Origin of the sequence: Mixta tenebrionis (genome assembly GCF_006517625.1) — a bacterium.
Taxonomy (GTDB): Bacteria; Pseudomonadota; Gammaproteobacteria; order Enterobacterales; family Enterobacteriaceae; genus Mixta; species Mixta tenebrionis.
Map to the genome: position 1 here is coordinate 470,862 of NZ_VHQI01000002.1, position 22,788 is coordinate 493,649.

The window sequence follows — 22,788 nt, forward strand, 5'->3', positions numbered from 1 at the left end:
CGGGAGATCCTGCCATGGAGATAAAAGAGGGCTGGCTGACGGGCGTACGCCATGTACCTTCGCCGCATTTTAACCTGCGCCCGGAAGAAGAAACGCCGAGCCTGCTGGTGGTGCATAACATCAGCCTGCCGCCCGGCGAGTTCGGCGGCCCGTGGATCGATGCGCTGTTTACCGGCACGCTCGATCCCACGGCGCATCCTTACTTTGCCGATATCGCTCAGCTGCGCGTCGCTGCGCACTGTCTGATCCGTCGCGACGGCGAAATCGTTCAGTATGTTCCCTTTGATAAGCGCGCCTGGCACGCGGGGCTTTCCTGCTGGCAGGGCCGGGAGAACTGCAACGATTTCTCCATCGGCATCGAGCTGGAGGGCACCGATACGCTGCCCTACACCGATGCGCAGTATCAGGCGCTGCAGGCGATAACGCGCCTGCTGTTGCGCTATTACCCGATTACGCCCGCGCGGATTGCCGGGCACAGTGATATCGCCCCGCAACGCAAAACCGATCCCGGCCCCGCGTTTGACTGGGCACGCTTTCTGAGCGGTCTGCCGGAGGCCGCCAGCTTACCTTTACCGGAGCGGAATGCATGACGCTTTTTTCCTTATTATTAGTTTTAGGTTGGGAACGCCTGTTTAAAATGGGCGAACACTGGCAGCTCGATCATCGTCTTGAGCCTGTTTTTCGCCAGCGCCGCCGCTTTTCTCTGGGACGCACGCTGGCGATGACGCTGCTGGCGATGCTGCTGGTGCTGATTGTTATCCTCTCGCTGCGTGGATTATTTTTTGGCGCGGTACAGCTGTTGTTCTGGATTTTAATCGGCCTGCTCTGTATCGGCGCCGGTTCGATGCGCCTGCACTATCACGCTTATCTTAAGGCGGCCAGCCACGGCGATGAGAACGCCAGCGGCGCGATGGCGGAAGAGCTGACGCTGATCCACGGCCTGCCGGCCGGGTGCGGTCAGCGCGAGACGCTGCGCGAGCTGCAAAACGCGCTGCTGTGGATTAACTATCGCTTCTATCTGGCGCCGCTGTTCTGGTTTGTTATCGGCGGCGCTTACGGGCCGGTATTACTGACCGGCTATGCGTTTTTGCGCGCCTGGCAAAGCTGGCTGGCGAAGCACCGCACGCCGCTGGAGCGCGCGCACTCCGGCGTCGATCGGGTGTTGCACTGGGTTGACTGGCTACCGGTGCGGCTGGCGGGCGTTGCCTATGCGCTGCTGGGCCACGGCGAGCGCGCGCTGCCCGCCTGGTTTGCCGCCCTGGGCGACGTGCGCCGCCCGCAGTATCAGGTATTGACCCAGCTGGCGCAGTATTCGCTGGCGCGCGATGAGCGTTGCGACAGCGTAGAAACGCCGCGTATTGCCGTATCGCTGGCGAAGAAGGTTTCGCTGGCGCTGGTGGTGGTGGTGGCGCTACTCACTATTTACGGCACGCTGGTGTAATTCCGCAGCGGTATCGGCTGGCGGCACGCCGAAGTCAGGCATGCCGCCGGCATCCCAACGAATAGTTTTAATCCGTGTATGGCGGTTCGGGTCCCAGAGCGGATCGCCTTCAATTTCCGTATAGTTGCGCGCGTGATAGACCAGCAGATCGTTGCCCGCCTCATCCACGGTAAAGCTGTTGTGTCCCGGTCCATACTGGCGGTTTTCCCAGCTGGTGGTAAACACCGGGCGCGCCGATTTGTTCCAGCGCGCAGGCTGTAGCGGATCTTCGTTAATATCGATCCACAGCAGGCCAAGGCAGTAATTTTCATCGGTGGCGCTGGCCGAATAGCTGATAAACAGCCGTTGCCCGTGGAAGATCGCCGCCGGCCCCTCATTGACGCTAAACCCCGCGCACTCCCACTCATATTCCGGGCGGCTCAGCATGACCGGTTTGCCTTTCAGCGTCCAGGGATTCTCCAGTTCCGCCAGATAGAGATTAGAGTTGCCGGGGATCGCCGGATCTTTCTGCGCCCACAGATACCACTGTTTGTCCTGGTGTTGAAAAGTGGTGGCGTCCAGCGAAAAGCTGTCAAGCGGCGTCTGGATACGGCCACGATCTTCCCAGCGGCCGCTAAGGGGATCGGCATCGTCGCAGGTCAGGGCATACATGCGATGCTGAAACAAACCGGCTTTAATTTCGCGGCTCGGCGCGGCGGCAAAATAGATGACCCACTGACCGTTGATATAGTGAATTTCCGGCGCCCAGATTAAGGCGCTCTGCGGGCCGACGTCGGGCTTGCGCCAGATCACCACCGCTTCCGCCTGGGCAAGCTCCAGAATGGTGCCGGCGCAGCGCAGCTCAAGGCGATCGTATTCCGGCACCGAGGCGATAAAGTAGTAGCGATCCTGATAACGTAAAATAAAGGGGTCCGCCCGCTGTTCAATGAGTGGATTGGGCCACAGAGCCGTCATGATGCCGTTCCTTCTGGTTTGATAGCAAAAGCGTTGCCGTCGCGCAGCGCGCTCAGCTCACGGTAGTTTTCCCGGCGTTTCGCCAGATCCTGTTGAATAGTCGCCATCAGCTGGCGATCGACTTTTAACAGACGCACAACGCCGGCGGTTATCAGATAGCCGATGCCGGGAATCACGGTAAACAACAGCGTAATACCACCCAGCGCGGTAGCGCTTTGCTGTTTCGCCCCGGCATCATAGCCATACAGCGAGAGCAGAAAGCCCACCATCGCCCCAGCCACCGCAAGGCCCACCTTCAGGAAAAACAGGTTGCCGGAAAAGCTGATGCCGGTAATACGTTTGCCGGTTTTCCACTCGCCGTAATCATCCACGTCCGCCATCAGCGACCAGTGCAGCGGGGAGGGAATCTGGTGCAAAATATTCAGCAGGAAATACATTACCGCTACCAGCAGCGTTGCCTGCGGATCGAGAAACCAGAAGCCGCAGGAGAAAATAGCCAGCGCGATATTGGTCCAGAAAAAAACCTTTAGCTTGCACCAGCGGTCGGTCAATACCTTCGCCAGCGTGCTGCCGATCATCATACCCACCACGCCCAGGCTGATAAACAGCGTGGCGAAATGGGTGGATTGTCCCATCACCCAGATGACGTAATACATGGTGGCGGCCATGCGGATGAAGCCGGGGCAGACGTTGCAGAAGGTCAGCAGCAGAATGCGCACCCACTGATCGTTTTTCCATACGTCGCGTAGATCGTTTTTCAAATCATCATTGCTGGGCACGGCGGGACGAATACGTTCGCGTACCGTGGCGAAGCAGTAGAGAAACATCAGCAGCCCGATCGCCGCCATAACGCCCATCGCCATTTGATAGCCGCGCGCTTTATCGCCGCCGCCGAAGTATTCGGTCATCGGCAGCAGCGTCAGAGAAAGAATTAGCGTGGCGATACCGACCATCACAAAACGGTAAGACTGACAGGAGACGCGCTCATGCGGCTCGTTGGTGATTACGCCGCCCAGCGAGCAGTAGGGAATGTTGATGGCGGTGTAGGCCAGCGACATCAGAAAATAGGTGACAAAGGCGTAAATGACTTTGTACTCGTAGCTCCAGTCCGGCGTGGTAAACATTAGCACGCTGAACAGAACGTAGGGCAGCGAAATCCACAGCAGCCAGGGGCGAAAGCGTCCCCAGCGGCTCTGGGTGCGATCGGCAATCGCGCCCATAATGGGATCGGTAACCGCATCCAGCACGCGCACCGAAAGCAGCAATACCCCGACCAGCGCGGGCGCCAGGCCGAAAACATCGGTATAGAAGTAGTTCAGGAACAGCATAATAGCGCCGCCGATCATATTGCAGCCCGCATCGCCCATGCCGTAACCCAGCTTTTCTTTAAAGGAAAGCGCCGATCCGTTCATCTTTTTTTCTCCCACAGAACAGTGGAATGATTATTACGGCTTAATGATTGTGCGGCTAATACAGGCTGGTCATGAAGATGGACAAAATCACTGCGACGGGAAAAATGTGAGGAGGGTAACGTCTGGCGCGATGCAACCGGGCGCACAGGGCGCCCGGAAACAGGTTAAGCTTGCTGCGTTTTGTTCTTTATCGCATAGCCAACCGCCAGCACCATCAGCCAGACCGGAATCAGCCAGACGGAGATCGCCATGCCCGGCGTCATCAGCATAATTACCAAAATCGCGGCCATAAACGCCAGGCAGAGCCAGTTGCCCGCCGGATAGAGAATCGCCCGGAAGCGCGTCTGCACGCCCTGACGATCTTTCGCCTTGCGGAATTTCAGATGCGCCAGGCTGATCATCGCCCAGTTAATTACCAGCGCGGAAACCACCAGCGCCATCAGCAGACCAAAGGCTTCGCCCGGCATCAGGTAGTTAATCAGCACGCAGATCGCAGTGGCCAGTGCGGAAACGCCCAGCGCCACATAGGGCACGCCGCGGCGATCGACCTTCAGCAGCGCCTGCGGGCCGCTGCCCTGTTTCGCCAGGCCGTACAGCATGCGGCTGTTGCTGTAAACGCAGCTGTTATAGACCGACAGCGCCGCCGTCAGAAACACCACGTTTAATACGTTAGCTACCAGATTTTCGCCCAGATCGTGGAAAATCATCACAAATGGGCTGCTTTCACCGTTGACCTTAACCCAGGGATAGAGCGACAGCAGCACCGCCAGCGAGCCGATATAGAAGATCAGAATGCGATAGATAACCTGATTGGTGGCGCGCGGGATGCTTTTGGTCGGATCGTCCGCTTCGGCGGCGGTGATCCCCACCAGCTCCAGCCCGCCGAAGGAGAACATGATTACCGCCATCGCCATCACCAGCCCGCTGATGCCGTGCGGAAAGAAGCCGCCCTGCGCCCAGATATTGCTGACCGAGGCGTCCGGGCCGCCGTTGCCGCTCAGCAGCAGCCAGCCGCCGAACAGGATCATGCCGACCACCGCCACCACCTTGATAATGGCGAACCAGAACTCCAGCTCGCCATAGACCTTGACGTTGGTCAGGTTGATAACATTGATTAAGACGAAAAAGGCGGCGGCGGTGGCCCAGGCGGGAAAATCGGGCCACCAGACCTGAATATATTTGCCGACCGCCGTCAGCTCCGCCATCGCCACCAGCACGTAAAGCACCCAGTAGTTCCAGCCGGAGGCGAAGCCGGCGAAGTTGCCCCAGTATTTATAGGCAAAGTGGCTAAATGAACCGGCAACCGGCTCTTCTACCACCATTTCGCCCAGCTGGCGCATGATTAAAAAGGCGATAAAGCCGCCGATGGCGTAGCCCAGCAGCACTGAAGGCCCGGCCATCTGTATCGTTTGTCCAATTCCCAGAAACAGGCCGGTGCCGACGGCGCCGCCCAATGCAATCAGCTGAATATGGCGGTTCTTTAATCCCCGCTTAAGCGTCTCGCCCTGCTGTTGTTCCATAAAACCCCTTAAGTCATTTCGTGCCTGGCCGTGCGACGCCCGCTGGCGCAGAGGGCAGGCATATGTCTTGTAATTTTATAATTACGATTCTTGTATTAATTAGTTTACAGAGAGGGCAGGACAATTTGGCTAAAAGTCTACCCAGGGGGAAAGAATAATGGTAGGCGCGAAAGATTGCACCTGCTTTCTGTGCAGGCGACCGCAATAATGTCAAAGCTGCTTTTTCGGTCACGTCTGAGGCGCTTTTTTATCCGCCTTTGCCGATTAATGCGAATAACCACGAATAATTTTTCTGGTTATCGTAAAATAAGATTCCGGTCTGATTTTAGGGGCAAACAGGCGAATATTTTGCCGCTTCATCGGCGGATAGCCGGGAAATAACGTATTTTAGCCGCGGTTTTCGGGCGTTTCGCCACATCGTATTCCGCATGATTCTGGCTGATGCCGTATAGACAGAAGGTGAATACTTTGTTACTTTAGCGTCACTTTTTTTCAATTGGTATTACCAATTTACTTCGGCGCCTGGCAGAAGAAGGGACAATGGCCTACAGTAAGATTCGCCAACCAAAGCTCTCCGATGCGATTGAGCAACAGCTTGAATCCCTGATTATGGAGGGGACGCTGCGCCCCGGCGAAAAGCTTCTTCCGGAGCGTGAGCTTGCTAAGCAGTTCGACGTTTCTCGCCCCTCTTTGCGGGAAGCGATACAGCGCCTGGAAGCGAAGGGGCTGCTGCTGCGTCGTCAGGGCGGCGGCACTTTCGTCCAGAAGAATCTGTGGCAGAGCCTGAGCGATCCGCTGGTTGCCCTGCTTGCCGATCATCCTGAATCCCAGTTTGACCTGCTGGAAACCCGCCACGCGCTTGAAGGGATCGCCGCCTACTACGCCGCCCTGCGCGGCACCGAAGAAGATTTACAGCGCATTCGCGACTGCCACCTGCTTATCCAGCACGCCCAGCAGAGCGGCGATCTTGATGCCGAAGCCGATGCGGTCATGCAGTATCAAATTGCCGTCACGGAAGCGGCGCATAATGTGGTGCTGCTGCATTTGCTACGATCTATGGGGCCGATGCTGGAAAAAAATGTGCGACAGAATTTTGAATTGCTCTACTCACGCCGCGAAATGCTGGCGCAGGTGAGCGACCATCGCGCCAGTATTTTTGAGGCGATTGTCGCCCGCGAGCCGGAAAAGGCGCGCGAAGCTTCACATCGTCATCTGGCGTTCATCGAGGAAATATTGCTGGACAGAAGTCGGGAGCAGACGCGTCGTGAACGCTCCCTGCGTCGTTTACAGCAACGTAAGGAATAACGCGTAATCTTATAAAACCGGGATTTTGCGTGGTGGTTTGCGGGTCATCAGCGGCGGTTTCGGCGTCCGGCAGCATTGGACGACGGGCTCCAGGCAAGTGGCTTGACGCCAACAGGTGAAAGATGAAGGGATACGCGGCAACTAGCGACGGGCCTGTCTCCTTGCATTTTGCAATGAACCAGAATGCAGGGAGACAGGCTCCAGACAATTCAACGTATTAGACACAGATAAGGAATACCCCCATGTCAGAACGTTTACATAATGACGTGGATCCGATCGAAACCCGCGACTGGCTACAGGCGATCGAATCGGTCATCCGTGAAGAAGGTGTTGAGCGTGCGCAGTTCCTGATCGATCAGGTACTGAACGAAGCGCGTAAGGGCGGTGTAAAGGTTGCTGCAGGCAGCGCCGTTGGCAACTATATCAACTCTATCGCCGTTGAAGATGAGCCGGAATATCCGGGCAACGCCTCTCTGGAGCGCCGTATTCGTTCCGCAATTCGCTGGAACGCCATCATGGCGGTACTGCGCGCCTCGAAAAAAGATCTGGAGCTGGGCGGACATCTTTCCTCCTTCCAGTCCTCTGCCACCATTTATGAAGTCTGTTTTAACCATTTCTTCCGCGCCCGTAACGATAAAGACGGCGGCGATCTGGTTTATTTCCAGGGCCATATTTCTCCCGGCGTTTACGCACGCGCTTTCCTTGAAGGCCGCCTGACCGAAGAGCAGATGAACAATTTCCGTCAGGAAGTTCACGGCAACGGTCTGCCTTCCTATCCGCACCCGAAACTGCTGCCGGAATTCTGGCAGTTCCCGACCGTATCCATGGGCCTTGGCCCGCTGTCGGCGATCTATCAGGCGAAGTTCCTGAAATACCTTGAGCATCGCGGCCTGAAAGATACCTCCGCCCAGACCGTTTACGCTTTCCTCGGCGACGGCGAGATGGATGAGCCGGAATCTAAAGGCGCCATCACTATCGCTACCCGCGAGAAGCTGGACAACCTGGTCTTCGTTATCAACTGTAACCTGCAGCGTCTGGATGGCCCGGTAACCGGCAACGGCAAAATCATTAACGAGCTGGAAGGCATCTTCGGCGGCGCCGGCTGGGAAGTGATCAAAGTGATCTGGGGCAGCCGCTGGGACGAGCTGCTGCGTAAAGATACCAGCGGCAAGCTGATCCAGCTGATGAACGAAACCGTCGACGGCGACTATCAGACCTTTAAATCCCGCGATGGCGCCTACGTGCGCGAGCACTTCTTCGGTAAATATCCGGAAACCGCTGCGCTGGTGAAAGATATGTCTGACGAAGAGATCTTCGCGCTGAACCGCGGCGGTCACGATCCGAAGAAAATCTACGCGGCGCTGAAAAAAGCGCAGGATACCAAAGGCAAACCGGTGGTTATTCTGGCGCATACCATTAAAGGCTATGGTATGGGCAATACCGCGGAAGGTAAAAACATCGCGCACCAGGTTAAGAAAATGAACATGGAAGGCGTGCGCTATGTGCGCGATCGCTTCAATGTGCCGGTAGCGGATGAAGCGCTGGAAAAACTGCCGTACGTGACCTTCGAGAAAGGTTCCGAAGAGTACAACTATCTGCACGGTCAGCGTCAGAAGCTGGGCGGCTACCTGCCAAGCCGTCAGCCTAACTTCACCGAGAAGCTGGAAATGCCGACGCTGGAAGATTTCCGTCCGCTGCTGGAAGAGCAGAATAAAGAGATCTCCACCACTATCGCTTTCGTACGCGCCCTGAACGTGATGCTGAAAAATCCGTCGATCAAAGATCGTCTGGTGCCGATCATTGCGGATGAAGCGCGTACCTTCGGTATGGAAGGTTTGTTCCGTCAGATCGGTATCTACAGCCCGAACGGCCAGCAGTACACCCCGCAGGACCGTGAGCAGGTGGCGTACTACAAAGAAGACGAAAAAGGTCAGATTCTGCAGGAAGGGATCAACGAACTGGGCGCCGGCGCTTCCTGGCTGGCGGCGGCAACCTCTTACAGCACCAACAACCTGCCGATGATCCCGTTCTATATTTATTACTCAATGTTCGGCTTCCAGCGCATTGGCGATCTCTGCTGGGCGGCGGGCGACCAGCAGGCGCGCGGCTTCCTGATCGGCGGCACCTCAGGGCGCACCACATTGAACGGCGAAGGTCTGCAGCACGAAGATGGTCACAGCCACATCCAGGCGCTGACCATTCCGAACTGCATCTCTTACGATCCGGCCTACGCCTATGAAGTGGCGGTGATCATGCAGGATGGCCTGGCGCGTATGTATGGCGACGCGCAGGAAAACGTCTATTACTACATCACCACGCTGAACGAAAACTACCACATGCCTGCGATGCCGCAGGGAGCGGAAGAGGGTATCCGTAAGGGTATCTACAAGCTGGAAACGCTGGCAGGCAGCAAAGGTAAAGTGCAGCTGCTCGGCTCCGGCGCCATCCTGCGCCATGTACGCGAAGCGGCGGAAATCCTGGCGAAAGATTACGGTATCGGTTCCGACGTCTACAGCGTGACTTCCTTCACCGAGCTGGCGCGTGACGGTCAGGACTGCGAACGCTGGAACATGCTGCACCCGACTGAAGAAGCGCGCGTGCCTTACATCGCTCAGGTAATGAACGATGCGCCGGCGGTGGCCTCCACCGACTATATGAAACTGTTTGCCGAGCAGGTACGCAGCTACATTCCGGCCAGCGACTATCGCGTACTGGGCACCGACGGCTTCGGTCGTTCTGACAGCCGTGAGAATCTGCGTCACCACTTTGAAGTCGACGCATCCTATGTTGTGGTGGCAGCGCTGGGTGAACTGGCTAAACGCGGTGAAATCGATAAGAAAGTGGTGGCGGAAGCCATTAGCAAATTCAATATCGACGCCGATAAAGTCAACCCGCGTCTGGCATAAGAGGTAAAGATTAATGGCTATCGAAATCAAGGTACCGGATATCGGTGCGGATGAAGTTGAAGTCACCGAAATCCTGGTAAAGGTCGGCGACAAAGTTGAAGCAGAACAGTCGCTGATCACCGTTGAAGGTGACAAAGCGTCGATGGAAGTGCCTTCGCCGCAGGCGGGCGTGGTGAAAGAGATCAAAGTCAGTACCGGCGACAAAGTGGAAACCGGCAAGCTGATTATGATTTTTGAAGCCGAAGGCGCAGCAGAAGCTGCGCCGGCGCCGGCCGCTGAGAAACAAGCGGATGCGCAGCCTGCTGCGGCCGCGGCGGAAAGCAAAGAGGTAAACGTACCGGATATCGGCAGCGACGAAGTTGAAGTAACCGAAGTGCTGGTAAAACCAGGCGATAAAATCGAAGCTGAACAGTCGCTGATCGTGGTTGAAGGCGACAAAGCCTCGATGGAAGTCCCGGCGCCGTTCGCCGGCACGGTGAAAGAGATCAAAGTCAGCACCGGCGATAAAGTCAGCACCGGCGATAAAGTCAGCACCGGCGATAAAGTCAGCACCGGCGATAAAGTCAGCACCGGCGATAAAGTCAGCACCGGCTCGCTGATTATGGTGTTCGAAACCGCAGCTTCCGGCGGCGCGGCGGCGAAACCGCAGGTGAAAGAGGAAGCGGCCAGCGCGCCAGCGGCCTCCGGCGGTTCTGCAACCAAAGAAGTCAACGTGCCGGATATCGGCGGCGACGAAGTGGAAGTTACGGATGTGCTGGTTAAGGCGGGCGATAAAGTCACCGCTGAGCAGTCACTGATCGTGGTTGAGGGCGACAAAGCCTCCATGGAAGTCCCGGCGCCGTTTGCCGGTACGGTAAAAGAGATCAAAATCAGTACCGGCGATAAAGTCAGCACCGGCGATAAAGTCAGCACCGGCGATAAAGTCAGCACCGGCGATAAAGTCAGCACCGGTTCTCTGATTATGCTGTTTGAAGTTGAGGGCGCCGCGCCGGCGGCAAAACAGGAAGCTTCCGCGCCGACGGCAGCGCCGCAGGCTGAGAAAGCGTCCCCGGCTGCCGCTGCGCCGCAGGCTGCCGGTAAAGAAGAGTTTGCCGAGAACGACGCCTATGTTCACGCCACGCCGGTTATTCGCCGTCTGGCCCGTGAATTCGGCGTTAACCTGACGAAAGTTAAAGGCACCGGGCGTAAAGGCCGCATCCTCAAGGAAGACGTGCAGGCGTATGTGAAAGAGGCGGTAAAACGCGCCGAATCCGCGCCTGCCGCCGCAAGCGGCGGCGGTCTGCCTGGCATGCTGCCGTGGCCGAAAGTCGATTTCAGCAAATTTGGTGAGGTGGAAGAAGTTGAGCTGGGGCGCATTCAGAAAATTTCTGGCGCGAACCTGAGCCGTAACTGGGTGATGATCCCGCACGTTACGCACTTCGATAAAACCGATATCACCGATCTGGAAGCGTTCCGTAAACAGCAGAATGCGGAAGCTGAGAAGCGTAAGCTGGATGTGAAAATCACGCCGGTGGTCTTCATTATGAAAGCGGTGGCTGCCGCGCTGGAGCAGATGCCGCGCTTCAACAGCTCGCTTTCTGAAGATGGCCAGAAGCTGACGCTGAAAAAATATATCAACATCGGCGTGGCGGTAGATACGCCTAACGGCCTGGTGGTTCCGGTATTCAGGGATGTTAACAAGAAAGGCATCGTTGAGCTTTCCCGCGAACTGATGACTATCTCTAAAAAAGCGCGTGATGGAAAATTAACCGCTGGCGAAATGCAGGGCGGCTGTTTTACTATCTCCAGTATCGGCGGTCTGGGCACTACCCATTTTGCGCCGATTGTCAACGCGCCGGAAGTGGCCATTCTGGGCGTGTCTAAATCCTCAATGGAGCCGGTCTGGAATGGTAAAGAGTTTGTGCCGCGCCTGATGCTGCCGATCTCTCTCTCCTTCGACCACCGCGTAATTGACGGCGCCGATGGTGCGCGCTTCATTACCATCATCAACAACACCCTGAGCGACATTCGCCGCCTGGTGATGTAACACGATAAAGGCCGGCTTAAGCCGGCCTTCTTACAGGTCAGGTCATCTCCGCTCAACCTGCCTGAATGAAGGAAATGGGATCTTACGGAGCCGAAGCGGTTTGCAGTCTGTTAACAATTCTGTAAACTCTTGCGGTGAACGCGTCCCGGTGGATGAAGGGCGTACTGTGAAGCAGGAAAGTGACGTCTGACCCGCCGGAAAGTCAATTAAGAGGTCATGATGAGTACAGAGATTAAAACCCAGGTAGTGGTGCTTGGGGCAGGTCCTGCAGGTTACTCTGCAGCCTTTCGTTGTGCGGATTTAGGTCTGGAGACCGTACTGGTAGAGCGTTACAGCACCCTGGGCGGTGTTTGCCTTAACGTTGGCTGTATCCCTTCTAAAGCGCTGCTGCACGTTGCTAAAGTTATTGAAGAAGCTAAAGCGCTGGCGGAACACGGCATCGTTTTCGGCGAGCCGAAAACCGACATTGATAAAATTCGTACCTGGAAAGAGAAAGTTATCAACCAGCTGACCGGCGGTCTGTCCGGTATGGCGAAAGGCCGTAAGGTGAAAGTTGTTAACGGTCTGGGTAAATTTACCGGCGCGAATACGCTGGTGGTTGAAGGCGAAAACGGCGCAACCACAATTAATTTTGATAACGCAATTATCGCCGCAGGTTCTCGTCCGATTCAGCTGCCGTTTATTCCGCATGAAGATCCGCGCGTATGGGATTCCACTGCGGCGCTGGAGCTGAAAGAAGTACCGAAGCGTATGCTGGTTATGGGCGGCGGTATTATCGGTCTGGAAATGGGGACCGTTTATCACGCGCTGGGTTCAGAAATCGACGTGGTTGAGATGTTCGACCAGGTGATCCCGGCTGCAGATAAAGATGTGGTTAAGGTCTTTACCAAACGCATCAGCAAGAAATTCAACCTGATGCTGGAAACCAAAGTTACCGCCGTGGAAGCGAAGGAAGACGGTATCTACGTTTCTATGGAAGGTAAAAAAGCGCCAGCCGAAGCGCAGCGTTATGACGCAGTGCTGGTAGCGATTGGTCGTGTACCGAACGGTAAAAACCTTGATGCTGGCAAAGCGGGCGTGGAAGTTGACGAGCGCGGCTTTATCCGTGTTGATAAGCAAATGCGCACCAACGTACCGCATATCTACGCTATCGGCGATATCGTTGGACAACCGATGCTGGCGCACAAAGGCGTGCATGAAGGCCACGTGGCAGCAGAAGTTATCGCCGGTAAAAAACACTACTTCGATCCAAAAGTTATTCCGTCTATCGCCTATACCGAACCGGAAGTGGCATGGGTTGGCCTGACCGAGAAAGAAGCGAAAGAGAAGGGGATTAGCTATGAAACGGCAACCTTCCCGTGGGCGGCATCAGGCCGTGCAATCGCTTCCGACTGCGCCGATGGCATGACCAAGCTGATTTTCGATAAAGAAACCCATCGTATTATCGGCGGTGCTATCGTTGGTACTAACGGCGGCGAGCTGCTGGGTGAGATTGGCCTGGCGATCGAAATGGGCTGCGATGCAGAAGATATCGCGCTGACTATCCACGCACACCCGACGCTGCACGAGTCGGTTGGCCTGGCGGCAGAGATCTTCGAAGGCAGCATCACCGATCTGCCAAACCCGAAAGCGAAGAAAAAATAACTTTTTTCGGTTTCAATACGTTTGATAACGGCTCCGCAAGGGGCCGTTTTTTTATGCTTTTTATAAATAACGGCTTAGCTAATTCATTATTTCTATTGTGAAAATTCTATCTTTTGAACAGAGCTTTTCAAAATAAATTAAATAACCTAAATGCATTTAATGAAGCTATATCAGGTTTATTTTTTATTGATTAACTTATTAATAATAAAGAATATAACTATTGTTTTCTGGTTTTTTATTTATAGCGTACGTGTAGTTAATTAAGTAAAAGCAAAACAAAGTTGTCATAAAGCCTTTGTTTTTTAATCTGAGAGATGGGTTTGTCAGTGTATGAAATCTGCATGGTAATATTGTCGTATCTGGCGTCATTTTGGTTTTTATTCCCGCTTTACCTTTTGTTTTTAAAAGGTTTTCGGTAGAGCAGAAAAATCAAAAATCAGTTTTTAAAAAGTTATTTTATTTCAATTGTTTAGCGTTCTTTAAAAATGCGGAAAGGTTGGTAGATTTTTAGGTGCTGTTTTTTTATTTATAAATCAGTAATATAATTTTAGAGTGTTCCCCGCGCCAGCGGGGATAAACCGTCTGCATCGTGACACCGTCATTCGAATCAACGGTGTTCCCCGCGCCAGCGGGGATAAACCGCCGAACACAGATAACACGGTATCTCTGACCGTGTGTTCCCCGCGCCAGCGGGGATAAACCGGTCTATAACGCTGCGCCATCAACGATAGAAATGTGTTCCCCGCGCCAGCGGGGATAAACCGCATAACGCCTCCTTTCCTTTCGTTGTGTTGATGTGTTCCCCGCGCCAGCGGGGATAAACCGCTCGTCTCCCAGACCTTCTCCAGAAGAACGAAGTGTTCCCCGCGCCAGCGGGGATAAACCGCGATCGGTGCAGAACGCGCCGCCAACGTAGGGGTGTTCCCCGCGCCAGCGGGGATAAACCGGCAATAAACCGTTCCCGTTTTGCCGTGGCGGTGTGTTCCCCGCGCCAGCGGGGATAAACCGATATTTCCGTGGAGAGAATAACCGGATCTGTTGTGTTCCCCGCGCCAGCGGGGATAAACCGCCGTGTTCACTCCGCCCCCTACCAATATAGCGGTGTTCCCCGCGCCAGCGGGGATAAACCGCCGCCGTATTCTGGCGCCGGTTTTGATTTCTGGTGTTCCCCGCGCCAGCGGGGATAAACCGGTCTGGCATCCGGAGTTCATCTCTCTGCGGACGTGTTCCCCGCGCCAGCAGGGATAACCTGATATCTGTTTTCTTAGCTTTCCGAATGTTCCAGCGCGATGCCAGCCGGGCGCTTTTTAACCCGCCAGAAATAGATCATCGTCAACATTACCAGCCAGACCAGCCCGGCGATAAGCGCCAAACGCGTTTCTGCTACTGCACCTAATACCCCAATGACCAACACCATAAAAATCAGCGTTACCACCGGCGCTATCGGCCAGCACGGAACCGGGAAGCGGATATTCTCGCGCTCCTGCGCTGTCAAACTGCGGCGCATGGCAAAATGAGACAGCAGAATCATCAGCCATACCCAAAGCGTTGCGAAGGCCGCCAGCGAAGCGATAAGTACAAATACGCGCTCCGGAATCAGGTAATTAAGCACCACGGCGCCCAGCAGCGCTATTGCCATAACAATCACCGTCATCCAGGGCACGCCGTTACTGGCAAGACGCAAAAAGCTTTTTGGCGCCATGCCTTCATTTGCCATGCCGTACATCATGCGCCCGGCACCAAAAATATCGCTGTTGATCGCTGAGATTGTCGCGCTAATGACAATAATATTCAGCACGCTGGCCGCGCCCGGCATGCCTAAACCGTCAAAAATCAAGACGAAGGGGCTGCCCTGTTGACCAATACTGCTCCAGGGAAAGATCGCCATCAAAATAAACAGCGTACAGACATAAAACAGAATAACGCGCAGCGGAATGGTATTGATCGCCTGCGGGATCACTTTCTCCGGATCGCGCGCTTCCGCCGCCGTAATACCAATTATTTCGATGCCGCCAAAGGCAAACATCACAATTCCAAGCGAGGCGATAATTCCGCCAATGCCTTCCGGCGCAAAGCCGCCGTGCGACCAAAGATTTTCTACGCCGGTTGCCGGAAAGCTATGGCCGAAGCCAAACATAATCACGCCGACGCCAGCGGCAATCATGGCGATAATCGCTGCCACTTTGATCAGCGATAGCCAGAACTCTATTTCGCCAAATACCCGAACGTGGCAGAGATTTAGCGAACCGATAAAAAAGATAATGCTTAATACCCAGATCCAGCGCGGCACGTCGGGATACCAGAGCCCCATATAGATGCCGAAGGCGGTAACGTCCGCCAGACAAACGATGATCATCTCGAACGTGTAGGTCCAGCCGGTGATAAACCCCGCCAGCGGGCCGAGATAGTGACGGGCGTAGCTGCCAAATGAGCCGGATATCGGATTGCGTACCGCCATTTCTCCCAGCGCGCGCATCACGATAAATACCGCAGCGCCGCCCACCAGATAGGCAAGCAGCACGGCGGGGCCTGCTGCCTGGATGGCGGCGGCAGAGCCATAAAAAAGCCCGGTTCCTATGGCTGAACCAAGAGCGATAAAGCGGATATGACGAGCGCTAAGCCCGCGCAGCAGGTGTGGTTTTTGTTGTTGCATATCAGGGTCCTGAGAATAGTTGTATGACTACGAATATGCGAGAGGCCGGGGTTGCCCCCGGCAGGGTACAGAAAACAACAGTTACCGATAACTGGGCAGCTCGGCAGGCAGCAGCGCCGTTAAATGGCGAGCGGAAAGAAGCTCAATAGCAGATTCAATATCGGGCGCGAAGAAGCGATCGCGGCTGTAATACGCGACCCGCTCACGCAGGATATGGCGCGCTTTCTCCAGCAGCGGGCTGGTTTTAAGCCCTTCGCGTAAATCGATGCCCTGACAGGCAGCAAGCCACTCGACGGCTACCACGCCTCGCGTATTGGCGGCCATCTCCCACAGTCGTCTGCCGGCGGCGGGCGCCATCGAAACGTGATCCTCCTGGTTGGCGGAAGTTGGCAGGCTGTCAACGCTGTGCGGATGCGCCAGCGCCTTGTTTTCGCTCGCCAGTGCGGCGGCGGTGACCTGGGCGATCATAAAACCGGAATTTACGCCGCCGTTTTTAACCAGGAACGGCGGTAGCTGCGACATATGTTTATCCATCATCAGGGCGATGCGTCGCTCGGAAAGCGATCCAATCTCGGCAATCGCCAACGCCAGATTATCTGCGGCCATCGCCACCGGCTCGGCGTGAAAGTTGCCGCCGGAGATAACGTCGTTCTCTTCGGCGAAGACCAGCGGATTATCGGAAACGGCGTTGGCTTCAGTCAGCAGCACTTCGGCGGCCTGGCGAATCTGCGTCAGGCAGGCGCCCATTACCTGCGGCTGGCAACGCAGCGAGTAAGGATCCTGCACCTTGCTGCAGTTTTTATGCGAGCTGGCGATATCGCTGCTGTCCGTCAGCAGGTGGCGGAACAGCGCCGCCGCGTCGATCTGTCCCCGCTGGCCGCGCGCCGTATGAATCCGCGCATCGAAGGGGCGTCGTGAGCCAAGCACTGCTTCAGTAGTTAACGCGCCGCAAACTACCGCCGAAGCAAACAGATCTTCAGCTTCGAACAGCCCGCGCAGCGCAAAAGCGGTAGAGGTCTGGGTGCCGTTAAGCAACGCCAGCCCCTCTTTGGCTGCCAGCGTAATCGGCTCCAGCCCGGCTTTTTTCAGCGCCTCCGCTGCGGGAAGCCATGCGCCCTGATAGCGCGCTTTGCCTTCGCCCAGCAGCGTTAGCGACATATGCGCCAGCGGAGCGAGATCGCCGGAGGCGCCCACCGAACCTTTGGCCGGAATAAAAGGGTAAACCCCGGCATTAACCAGCGCCATCAGCGCCTGAATCACGCTCAGGCGAATGCCCGAAAACCCACGCGCCAGGCTGTTGATCTTCAGTACCATCATCAGGCGAACCAGATTGTCATCCAGCGGTTCGCCGATACCCGCCGCGTGCGACAGCACCAGAGAGCGCTGTAGATCTTCCAGCTCTTCTGCGGCGATGCGGGTTTGCGCCAGCAGCCCGAAGCCGGTGTTGATGCCGTAAGCGGTGCGGCCTTCAGCAAGGATAGCGTTTACGCAGGCGACGCTGGCGTTAATCGCCGGAATAGCGCTTTCATCCAGCGTCAGGGTTACCGGCTGGCTGTAAACCTCACGCAGCTGCGCCAGCGTGAGCGTACCGGGAGTCAGTGTCAGATTCATATCAGCGTTTCTCCTGGGTTGCGGCGATCATCGGCAGGTTCAGGTTTTGCTCTGCCGCACAGTTAATGGCAATCTCATAACCGGCATCGGCATGACGCATAACGCCGGTTGCCGGATCGTTGTGTAATACGCGGGCGATGCGCGCTGCCGCCTCATCGCTGCCGTCGCAGACGATCACCATACCGGCATGCTGCGAAAAGCCCATCCCCACGCCGCCGCCGTGGTGCAGTGAAACCCAGGTAGCGCCGCCAGCGGTATTGAGCAGCGCGTTAAGCAGCGGCCAGTCGGATACCGCGTCTGAACCATCGCGCATCGCTTCGGTTTCGCGGTTAGGGCTTGCTACCGAACCGGAATCAAGATGATCGCGGCCAATTACAATCGGCGCCGAAACTTCGCCGCTGCGCACCATTTCATTAAACGCCAGCCCCAGCTTCTGGCGCCATTCCAGCCCAACCCAGCAGATACGGGCGGGCAATCCCTGGAAGCTAATGCGTTCACGCGCCATATCCAGCCAGTGGTGCAGATGCTTATCATCCTTGATGAGTTCTTTTACTTTGGCGTCGGTTTTATAGATATCCTGCGGATCGCCGGAAAGCGCCACCCAGCGGAAGGGGCCGATGCCGCGACAGAAAAGCGGACGAATATAGGCGGGCACGAAGCCGGGAAAATCGAAGGCGTTTTCAACGCCCATCTCTTGCGCCATCTGGCGGATATTATTGCCGTAGTCAAAGGTAGGGATACCCATCGCTTTAAACGCCAGCATCGCCCGTACATGCTCCGCCATCGAGCGTTTAGCTGCGATGATTACCTGCTGCGGTTCGCTTTCAGCACGGCGCTGATATTCTTCCCAGCTCCAGCCGGCAGGCAGATAGCCGTGCAGCGGATCGTGCGCGCTGGTTTGATCGGTAACCATATCGGGGCGCACGCCGCGTTTGACCAGCTCCGGCAGGATCTCCGCCGCATTGCCGCACAGCGCCACGGATACCGCTCTGCCTTCGGCGGTATATTTTTTAATGCGCGCCAGCGCATCATCAAGAGAAGCGGCCTGCTCATCAACGTAGCGGGTACGCAGGCGAAAATCGATGCGGCTCTGCTGGCATTCAATATTCAGCGAGCAGGCGCCGGCCAGCGTAGCCGCCAGCGGCTGCGCGCCACCCATGCCGCCAAGCCCGGCGGTCAGTACCCAGCGCCCGGTCAGATCGCCGCCATAGTGCTGACGCCCCGCTTCAACAAAGGTTTCATAGGTTCCCTGCACAATTCCCTGGCTGCCGATATAGATCCAGCTGCCGGCGGTCATCTGTCCGTACATCGCCAGGCCTTTGGCGTCCAGCTCGTTAAAGTGTTCCCAGGTGGCCCAGTGCGGTACCAGATTGGAGTTAGCAATCAGCACGCGCGGCGCGTTGTCATGGGTTTTAAATACGCCGACCGGCTTACCGGATTGCACCAGCAAGGTTTCATCATTTTCCAGTTCTTTCAGCGTAGCGATAATGGCGTCAAAGCATTCCCAGTTGCGGGCCGCGCGGCCAATGCCGCCGTAGACCACCAGCTCATGTGGGTTTTCCGCCACTTCGGGGTCCAGGTTATTCATTAACATGCGCAGCGGCGCTTCGGTCAGCCAGCTTTTGGCATTCAGCGTGGTTCCACGCGGGGCGCGGATCTCCTGGTTGCGGTATTTGCTTTGCGACATCGCAGTTCACTCCTGTGGGTTTGCATTTATATTTCGGCCCGGCAAGGCAGGGCGCGGCTGCAAACATATATACTTGTCTATACAAATTCGCGCAAATGCTGCTTTAACAATTAGGACACATATAAAATTCAATAATATCAGTGTATTAAAATAGGGGTGGAAAAAAGCAGGAAATGACTTAATACAGTTTTTATAAATAAATCAAAGGGTAATGAGAAAAGGACTTTTGCGCAATTTTGCGCTCGCTGTCACGCATTCACAATCTGTTTACTTTGGCATAATTAACAGACTCAGGACATAAAATGTCCCTGTAAGCGATAGCGGGAGCCGGGAAAAAGCAGGCGCGCGTGGGAAACGATATGCTGCGTCGACCAGGTGCGGCGATGGATTAGCAGGCAGGGTTCGCTTATCTCAATCTGCAACAGAGCGCACTCTTCGGGCCTGGCCTGAACTGCCTCTACGATATGTTCGCCTTCGGTCAGCGGCGCCACCAGCGAAAGGTAGGCGTGCGGCGTGGTACGGGTAAAATCCTGCTGTAGATATTCCGGCGCCGCCGCTGCATTAACGCAGCGATCCTCTATCTGAACCGGAATATCGTTTTCGAAATGAATAAGCAGCGAGTGGAATACCGGCGTGCCTTCCTCAACGCTCAGCGCCGCCGCCAGATTAAAGCTGGCATCCGTTTGCTCCAGCTTTAATACCTGACAGCGATGCCGATGGCGGCGGGCCGCAATTTCATCGGCAATACTGCGAATTTCAAACAGCGCCGACTGGCCTTTAGGCTCTGCGACAAAAGTGCCCACGCCCTGTAAGCGCACCAGCCAGCCTTCGTCAGTAAGTTCCCGCAGCGCACGGTTGATCGTCATGCGGCTGAAGCCAAACTGCGCCACCAGCTCCGCCTCGGAGGGGATGCGATCGTGCGGACGCCACTCGCCTGCGCTGATCTTTTGGCTGATGGCCTGTTTTACCTTTTCGTAAAACGGTACGGGCGCAGTAACGGATGCTGATCGGGAGCGGGGCGAGAACATGCGAGCAATCCTTACGATGGCTGAACGGGAAGGCCTAAGTATACCCAATTCAGGTCATTATTCAGCTATTTATCCCCACCAGCGGACTATCTGCCAGGCGATGCGCGCCGCCAGGCTGGCGCCCTGTTTATCACGATCGTAAGCGGGATTAAATTCCACCAGATCCACCGCCCGAAGTTTACCGCTGCAGCATATTGGCTCAATTAGCCGCAGCAGCTGTGCGCCGGGAATACCGAGCGGCGCAGGCGCGGAAACGGCGGGCATCTGCCAGCCGGGCAGGACATCGAGGTCTACCGTCAGATAGATAATATCCAGCTGCGCGATAAACTGATGCAGCGTGGCGAGCGCCGTTTCAGGCGCGTTCAGGCAGCACAAATCGTCCACAATAGTTACCTGACGCTTTGCCGCTTCATCCAGCAGCGCCTGGGTATTTGCCGCCATGCTTAAACCGAAACAGGCGTAGCGAAATGCGCGCTGCTGCGCTTCACAATATTGCGCCAGCTGGCGAAAAGGCGTACCAGAGGTTGCGTGCGGCGCATGGCGTAAATCAAGGTGCGCATCCAGATTAATGATGCCAACCTTTTTTTGCGGAAAAGCATCCAGAACGCCAAGCCCGTGGCCGCAGGCGGTTTCATGACCGCCGCCTAATACCAGGGTGCGCTTATCTGCGCGCTGACAGGCCAGCACCGCTTCACGCAGCGTCTGCTGCGCGCCTTCCAGGTCATCCGCTGAAACAAAAATGTTGCCCAGATCGGCCAGGGAGGGTTGATCCTTATGGCTGGCCATATTGGCTAACGAACGCCGCAGAATGTCAGGCGCCTGAGCGGCGCCGGGACGCCCGTGATTACGTTTTACGCCTTCATCGCACTCAAATCCTAACAGCACAATATCTTCGTCTGTCCGATCGGGATGAAAGTCGCTATAGCGCGTGGTGGTCTGGAACAGGCGCAGCGCATTTGCCGCCTCCTGCGTGTCATCACGTCCCTGCCAGACGTCAGGTGAAACCGGGCGCCACTGCTTCATAAAAAATTCTCCTGGGTTAGCTGACCGCGATAAATGCGGGCGTGAAGCGGGCTGCGTCCTGGTTCATACACCATTTCTACCGGCCGATCCGCATCCCACAGACAGAAATCCGCCACGAACCCGGCTTTAAGCTGACCATGCGTATTTTGCCGCCCCAGCGCCTGTGCTGCGTGGCGGGTGACGCCTGCCCAGGCCTCTTCCGGAGTAAGCCCGAACTGCACGCAGGCCATATTCATCGCCAGATGCAGGCTGGCAAAGGGGCTGGTGCCGGGGTTGTAATCGGTCGCAACCGCCATCGGCACATTATGCTGACGCAGCGCTGTTACCGGCGGCTGACGGCTTTCACGAAGAAAATAGAACGCGCCGGGCAACAGTACCGCTACCGTGCCGCTGGCGCTCATCGCCTTAACGCCTTCTTCATCGAGGTATTCAATATGATCGGCTGATAACCCCTGATAGCGGCTTACCAGCTGCGCGCCGCCGAGCAGAGAAAGCTGCTCCACGTGCCCTTTTACCGGAATACCGTGCTGTTGCGCCGCGGTAAATACCCGTTCGCACTGCTGCGGGCTGAAACCGACGCTTTCGCAAAAGACATCCACCGCTTCAAACAGCCCCTCCTGCCAGAGCTGCGGCAGCAGCGTTTCGCAAATCAACGTGATATAGCCGTCCCGATCGTCACGATATTCTGCGGGCGTGGCGTGGGCGGCCAGCAGCGTCCGGCTGATTTCTACCGGATACCGTTCTGCCAGCTGACCGGCTACGCGCAACATTTTTGCTTCGCTTTGTAATGAAAGGCCATAGCCCGATTTAATTTCAACGGTGGTTACGCCCTCGCGCAGCAATCGTTGCAGGCGGCCAGCGGCAAGCGCCAGCAGCTGATTTTCCGATGCTTCGCGGGTTGCCTTGACCGTGGCGTTGATGCCGCCGCCGCGGGCGCTGATCTCCTGATAGGAGGCGCCGTTCAGGCGCTGCTCCCATTCAGCGGCGCGGTTGCCGCCAAAAACGAGGTGGGTATGGCAATCAATTAGTCCTGGCGTGACCAATCGTCCACCGCCGTCGTGAACGATGCCGCCGGAGACTTCGCCGCAAGGCGTGATGGTAAGGATGCGATCGTCGCGCAGGACAAGATCGTGGTTTTCCAGCATGCCATAGGGTTTGGGACGAGTAGGATCGAGTGTCGCTATTTTGATATTCCGCCAGATAATATCGGTAGGTAACAGTTGCACAATGATATCTTCCAGTTGTCATGTGTTGTATATACATTTATTGGTAGCGGAAGAGTTCTGTCAATAAAACCCTGCGATGATGTTATGTCTTTGTGATGGACAACATTGCCAGACATTAAGGAGCCAGGTGATTTGTGGAAAAAAGCAGCGGATTAATGTGGGTTGTATCAAAAAGATGGAGCGATTTTTTTCATAACATCATGGGGTTAAACACCAGTAGTTTGGTAAAAGCTAAAAAATAATTTGTCTTGGTTTTAAATTTTTTTAATTTCAGTGAGTTACAGCTCTTTAAAAATCGAAAAAAGTTGGTGGAATTTTTTGTGCTTTTTTTTTTGTTATAAATCAATCGTAT

15 protein-coding genes and 1 CRISPR repeat array are annotated in these 22,788 nt (G+C 55.7%); of the genes, 6 read left to right on the forward strand and 9 right to left on the reverse strand.

Annotation, left to right across the window (positions count from 1 at the left end; all coding sequences use genetic code 11):
• Nucleotides 1–14 precede the first annotated feature (14 nt).
• Both ampD and ampE read left to right on the forward strand, forming a co-directional pair.
• Entirely contained in the window at nucleotides 15–590 is a 576-nt protein-coding gene (gene ampD / locus FKM52_RS04975; RefSeq protein ID WP_141175080.1) for a 1,6-anhydro-N-acetylmuramyl-L-alanine amidase AmpD, read from the forward strand.
• Complete coding sequence (ampE, locus tag FKM52_RS04980) at nucleotides 587–1,441, forward strand: beta-lactamase regulator AmpE (RefSeq protein ID WP_141175081.1); 855 nt, start codon at nucleotides 587–589, stop codon at nucleotides 1,439–1,441. Before ampD ends, ampE begins: the two co-directional genes overlap by 4 nt.
• Here ampE and FKM52_RS04985 read toward each other — a convergent pair.
• The 3 genes from FKM52_RS04985 to aroP all read right to left on the reverse strand — a co-directional run bounded on the left by FKM52_RS04985 (nucleotide 1,412) and on the right by aroP (nucleotide 5,327).
• Entirely contained in the window at nucleotides 1,412–2,395 is a 984-nt protein-coding gene (locus tag FKM52_RS04985; protein WP_141175082.1) for a glycoside hydrolase family 43 protein, read from the reverse strand. The two genes, ampE and FKM52_RS04985, sit on opposite strands and share 30 nt — an antisense overlap.
• Nucleotides 2,392–3,807: a glycoside-pentoside-hexuronide (GPH):cation symporter gene (locus FKM52_RS04990; protein ID WP_141175083.1), complete on the reverse strand. Its 1,416-nt coding sequence runs from the start codon at nucleotides 3,805–3,807 to the stop codon at nucleotides 2,392–2,394. The genes FKM52_RS04985 and FKM52_RS04990 overlap by 4 nt, the downstream gene beginning before the upstream one ends.
• A gap of 164 nt (nucleotides 3,808–3,971) precedes the next feature.
• Nucleotides 3,972–5,327 carry an aromatic amino acid transporter AroP gene (aroP, locus tag FKM52_RS04995; RefSeq protein ID WP_141175084.1) on the reverse strand — a complete coding sequence of 452 codons (1,356 nt, stop codon included), beginning with the start codon at nucleotides 5,325–5,327 and terminating at the stop codon, nucleotides 3,972–3,974.
• A gap of 540 nt (nucleotides 5,328–5,867) precedes the next feature.
• Between aroP and pdhR the strand changes: the two genes are divergently transcribed.
• The 4 genes from pdhR (at nucleotide 5,868) to lpdA (ending at nucleotide 13,208) form a co-directional block, all read left to right on the forward strand.
• Nucleotides 5,868–6,632, forward strand: a complete 765-nt coding sequence (pdhR, locus tag FKM52_RS05000; protein ID WP_141175085.1) for a pyruvate dehydrogenase complex transcriptional repressor PdhR — start codon at nucleotides 5,868–5,870, stop codon at nucleotides 6,630–6,632.
• 242 nt (nucleotides 6,633–6,874) lie between these two features.
• A complete protein-coding gene (gene aceE / locus FKM52_RS05005) occupies nucleotides 6,875–9,538 on the forward strand; it encodes a pyruvate dehydrogenase (acetyl-transferring), homodimeric type (RefSeq protein WP_141175086.1) in 2,664 nt (887 codons plus the stop codon).
• A gap of 13 nt (nucleotides 9,539–9,551) precedes the next feature.
• Nucleotides 9,552–11,564: a dihydrolipoyllysine-residue acetyltransferase gene (gene aceF / locus FKM52_RS05010; RefSeq protein WP_141175087.1), complete on the forward strand. Its 2,013-nt coding sequence runs from the start codon at nucleotides 9,552–9,554 to the stop codon at nucleotides 11,562–11,564.
• Nucleotides 11,565–11,783: 219 nt separating this feature from the next.
• The gene (lpdA, locus tag FKM52_RS05015; protein ID WP_141175088.1) at nucleotides 11,784–13,208 is read left to right on the forward strand and encodes a dihydrolipoyl dehydrogenase; all 1,425 of its coding nucleotides are present in this window, start codon (nucleotides 11,784–11,786) and stop codon (nucleotides 13,206–13,208) included.
• Nucleotides 13,209–13,760: 552 nt separating this feature from the next.
• Nucleotides 13,761–14,460: direct repeats of the CRISPR family, unit length 29 nt; unit sequence GTGTTCCCCGCGCCAGCGGGGATAAACCG.
• A gap of 12 nt (nucleotides 14,461–14,472) precedes the next feature.
• On the opposite strand, the gene FKM52_RS05020 is transcribed toward lpdA, so the two are convergent.
• The 6 genes from FKM52_RS05020 to hutI all read right to left on the reverse strand — a co-directional run bounded on the left by FKM52_RS05020 (nucleotide 14,473) and on the right by hutI (nucleotide 22,439).
• On the reverse strand, nucleotides 14,473–15,861 hold the full coding sequence (locus FKM52_RS05020; protein WP_141175089.1) for an amino acid permease: 1,389 nt from the start codon (nucleotides 15,859–15,861) through the stop codon (nucleotides 14,473–14,475).
• 81 nt (nucleotides 15,862–15,942) lie between these two features.
• Nucleotides 15,943–17,472, reverse strand: coding sequence for a histidine ammonia-lyase (gene hutH / locus FKM52_RS05025; protein ID WP_141175090.1), 1,530 nt, complete (start codon nucleotides 17,470–17,472; stop codon nucleotides 15,943–15,945).
• Nucleotide 17,473: 1 nt separating this feature from the next.
• Nucleotides 17,474–19,159, reverse strand: a complete 1,686-nt coding sequence (gene hutU / locus FKM52_RS05030; protein ID WP_141175091.1) for a urocanate hydratase — start codon at nucleotides 19,157–19,159, stop codon at nucleotides 17,474–17,476.
• 290 nt (nucleotides 19,160–19,449) lie between these two features.
• Nucleotides 19,450–20,187: a histidine utilization repressor gene (locus FKM52_RS05035; protein WP_141175092.1), complete on the reverse strand. Its 738-nt coding sequence runs from the start codon at nucleotides 20,185–20,187 to the stop codon at nucleotides 19,450–19,452.
• Nucleotides 20,188–20,256: 69 nt separating this feature from the next.
• Nucleotides 20,257–21,210 carry a formimidoylglutamase gene (gene hutG / locus FKM52_RS05040; RefSeq protein ID WP_141175093.1) on the reverse strand — a complete coding sequence of 318 codons (954 nt, stop codon included), beginning with the start codon at nucleotides 21,208–21,210 and terminating at the stop codon, nucleotides 20,257–20,259.
• Nucleotides 21,207–22,439 carry an imidazolonepropionase gene (gene hutI / locus FKM52_RS05045; protein ID WP_141175094.1) on the reverse strand — a complete coding sequence of 411 codons (1,233 nt, stop codon included), beginning with the start codon at nucleotides 22,437–22,439 and terminating at the stop codon, nucleotides 21,207–21,209. The genes hutG and hutI overlap by 4 nt, the downstream gene beginning before the upstream one ends.
• Between the last annotated feature and the right edge of the window lie 349 nt (nucleotides 22,440–22,788).

Bases quoted from the DNA above. Each gene is read 5' to 3' on its own strand.
- ampD (WP_141175080.1), top strand. From the start codon at position 15: ATGGAGATAAAAGAGGGCTGGCTGACGGGCGTACGCCATGTACCTTCG.
- ampE (WP_141175081.1), top strand. From the start codon at position 587: ATGACGCTTTTTTCCTTATTATTAGTTTTAGGTTGGGAACGCCTGTTT.
- FKM52_RS04985 (WP_141175082.1), bottom strand. From the start codon at position 2,395: ATGACGGCTCTGTGGCCCAATCCACTCATTGAACAGCGGGCGGACCCC.
- FKM52_RS04990 (WP_141175083.1), bottom strand. From the start codon at position 3,807: ATGAACGGATCGGCGCTTTCCTTTAAAGAAAAGCTGGGTTACGGCATG.
- aroP (WP_141175084.1), bottom strand. From the start codon at position 5,327: ATGGAACAACAGCAGGGCGAGACGCTTAAGCGGGGATTAAAGAACCGC.
- pdhR (WP_141175085.1), top strand. From the start codon at position 5,868: ATGGCCTACAGTAAGATTCGCCAACCAAAGCTCTCCGATGCGATTGAG.
- aceE (WP_141175086.1), top strand. From the start codon at position 6,875: ATGTCAGAACGTTTACATAATGACGTGGATCCGATCGAAACCCGCGAC.
- aceF (WP_141175087.1), top strand. From the start codon at position 9,552: ATGGCTATCGAAATCAAGGTACCGGATATCGGTGCGGATGAAGTTGAA.
- lpdA (WP_141175088.1), top strand. From the start codon at position 11,784: ATGAGTACAGAGATTAAAACCCAGGTAGTGGTGCTTGGGGCAGGTCCT.
- FKM52_RS05020 (WP_141175089.1), bottom strand. From the start codon at position 15,861: ATGCAACAACAAAAACCACACCTGCTGCGCGGGCTTAGCGCTCGTCAT.
- hutH (WP_141175090.1), bottom strand. From the start codon at position 17,472: ATGAATCTGACACTGACTCCCGGTACGCTCACGCTGGCGCAGCTGCGT.
- hutU (WP_141175091.1), bottom strand. From the start codon at position 19,159: ATGTCGCAAAGCAAATACCGCAACCAGGAGATCCGCGCCCCGCGTGGA.
- FKM52_RS05035 (WP_141175092.1), bottom strand. From the start codon at position 20,187: ATGTTCTCGCCCCGCTCCCGATCAGCATCCGTTACTGCGCCCGTACCG.
- hutG (WP_141175093.1), bottom strand. From the start codon at position 21,210: ATGAAGCAGTGGCGCCCGGTTTCACCTGACGTCTGGCAGGGACGTGAT.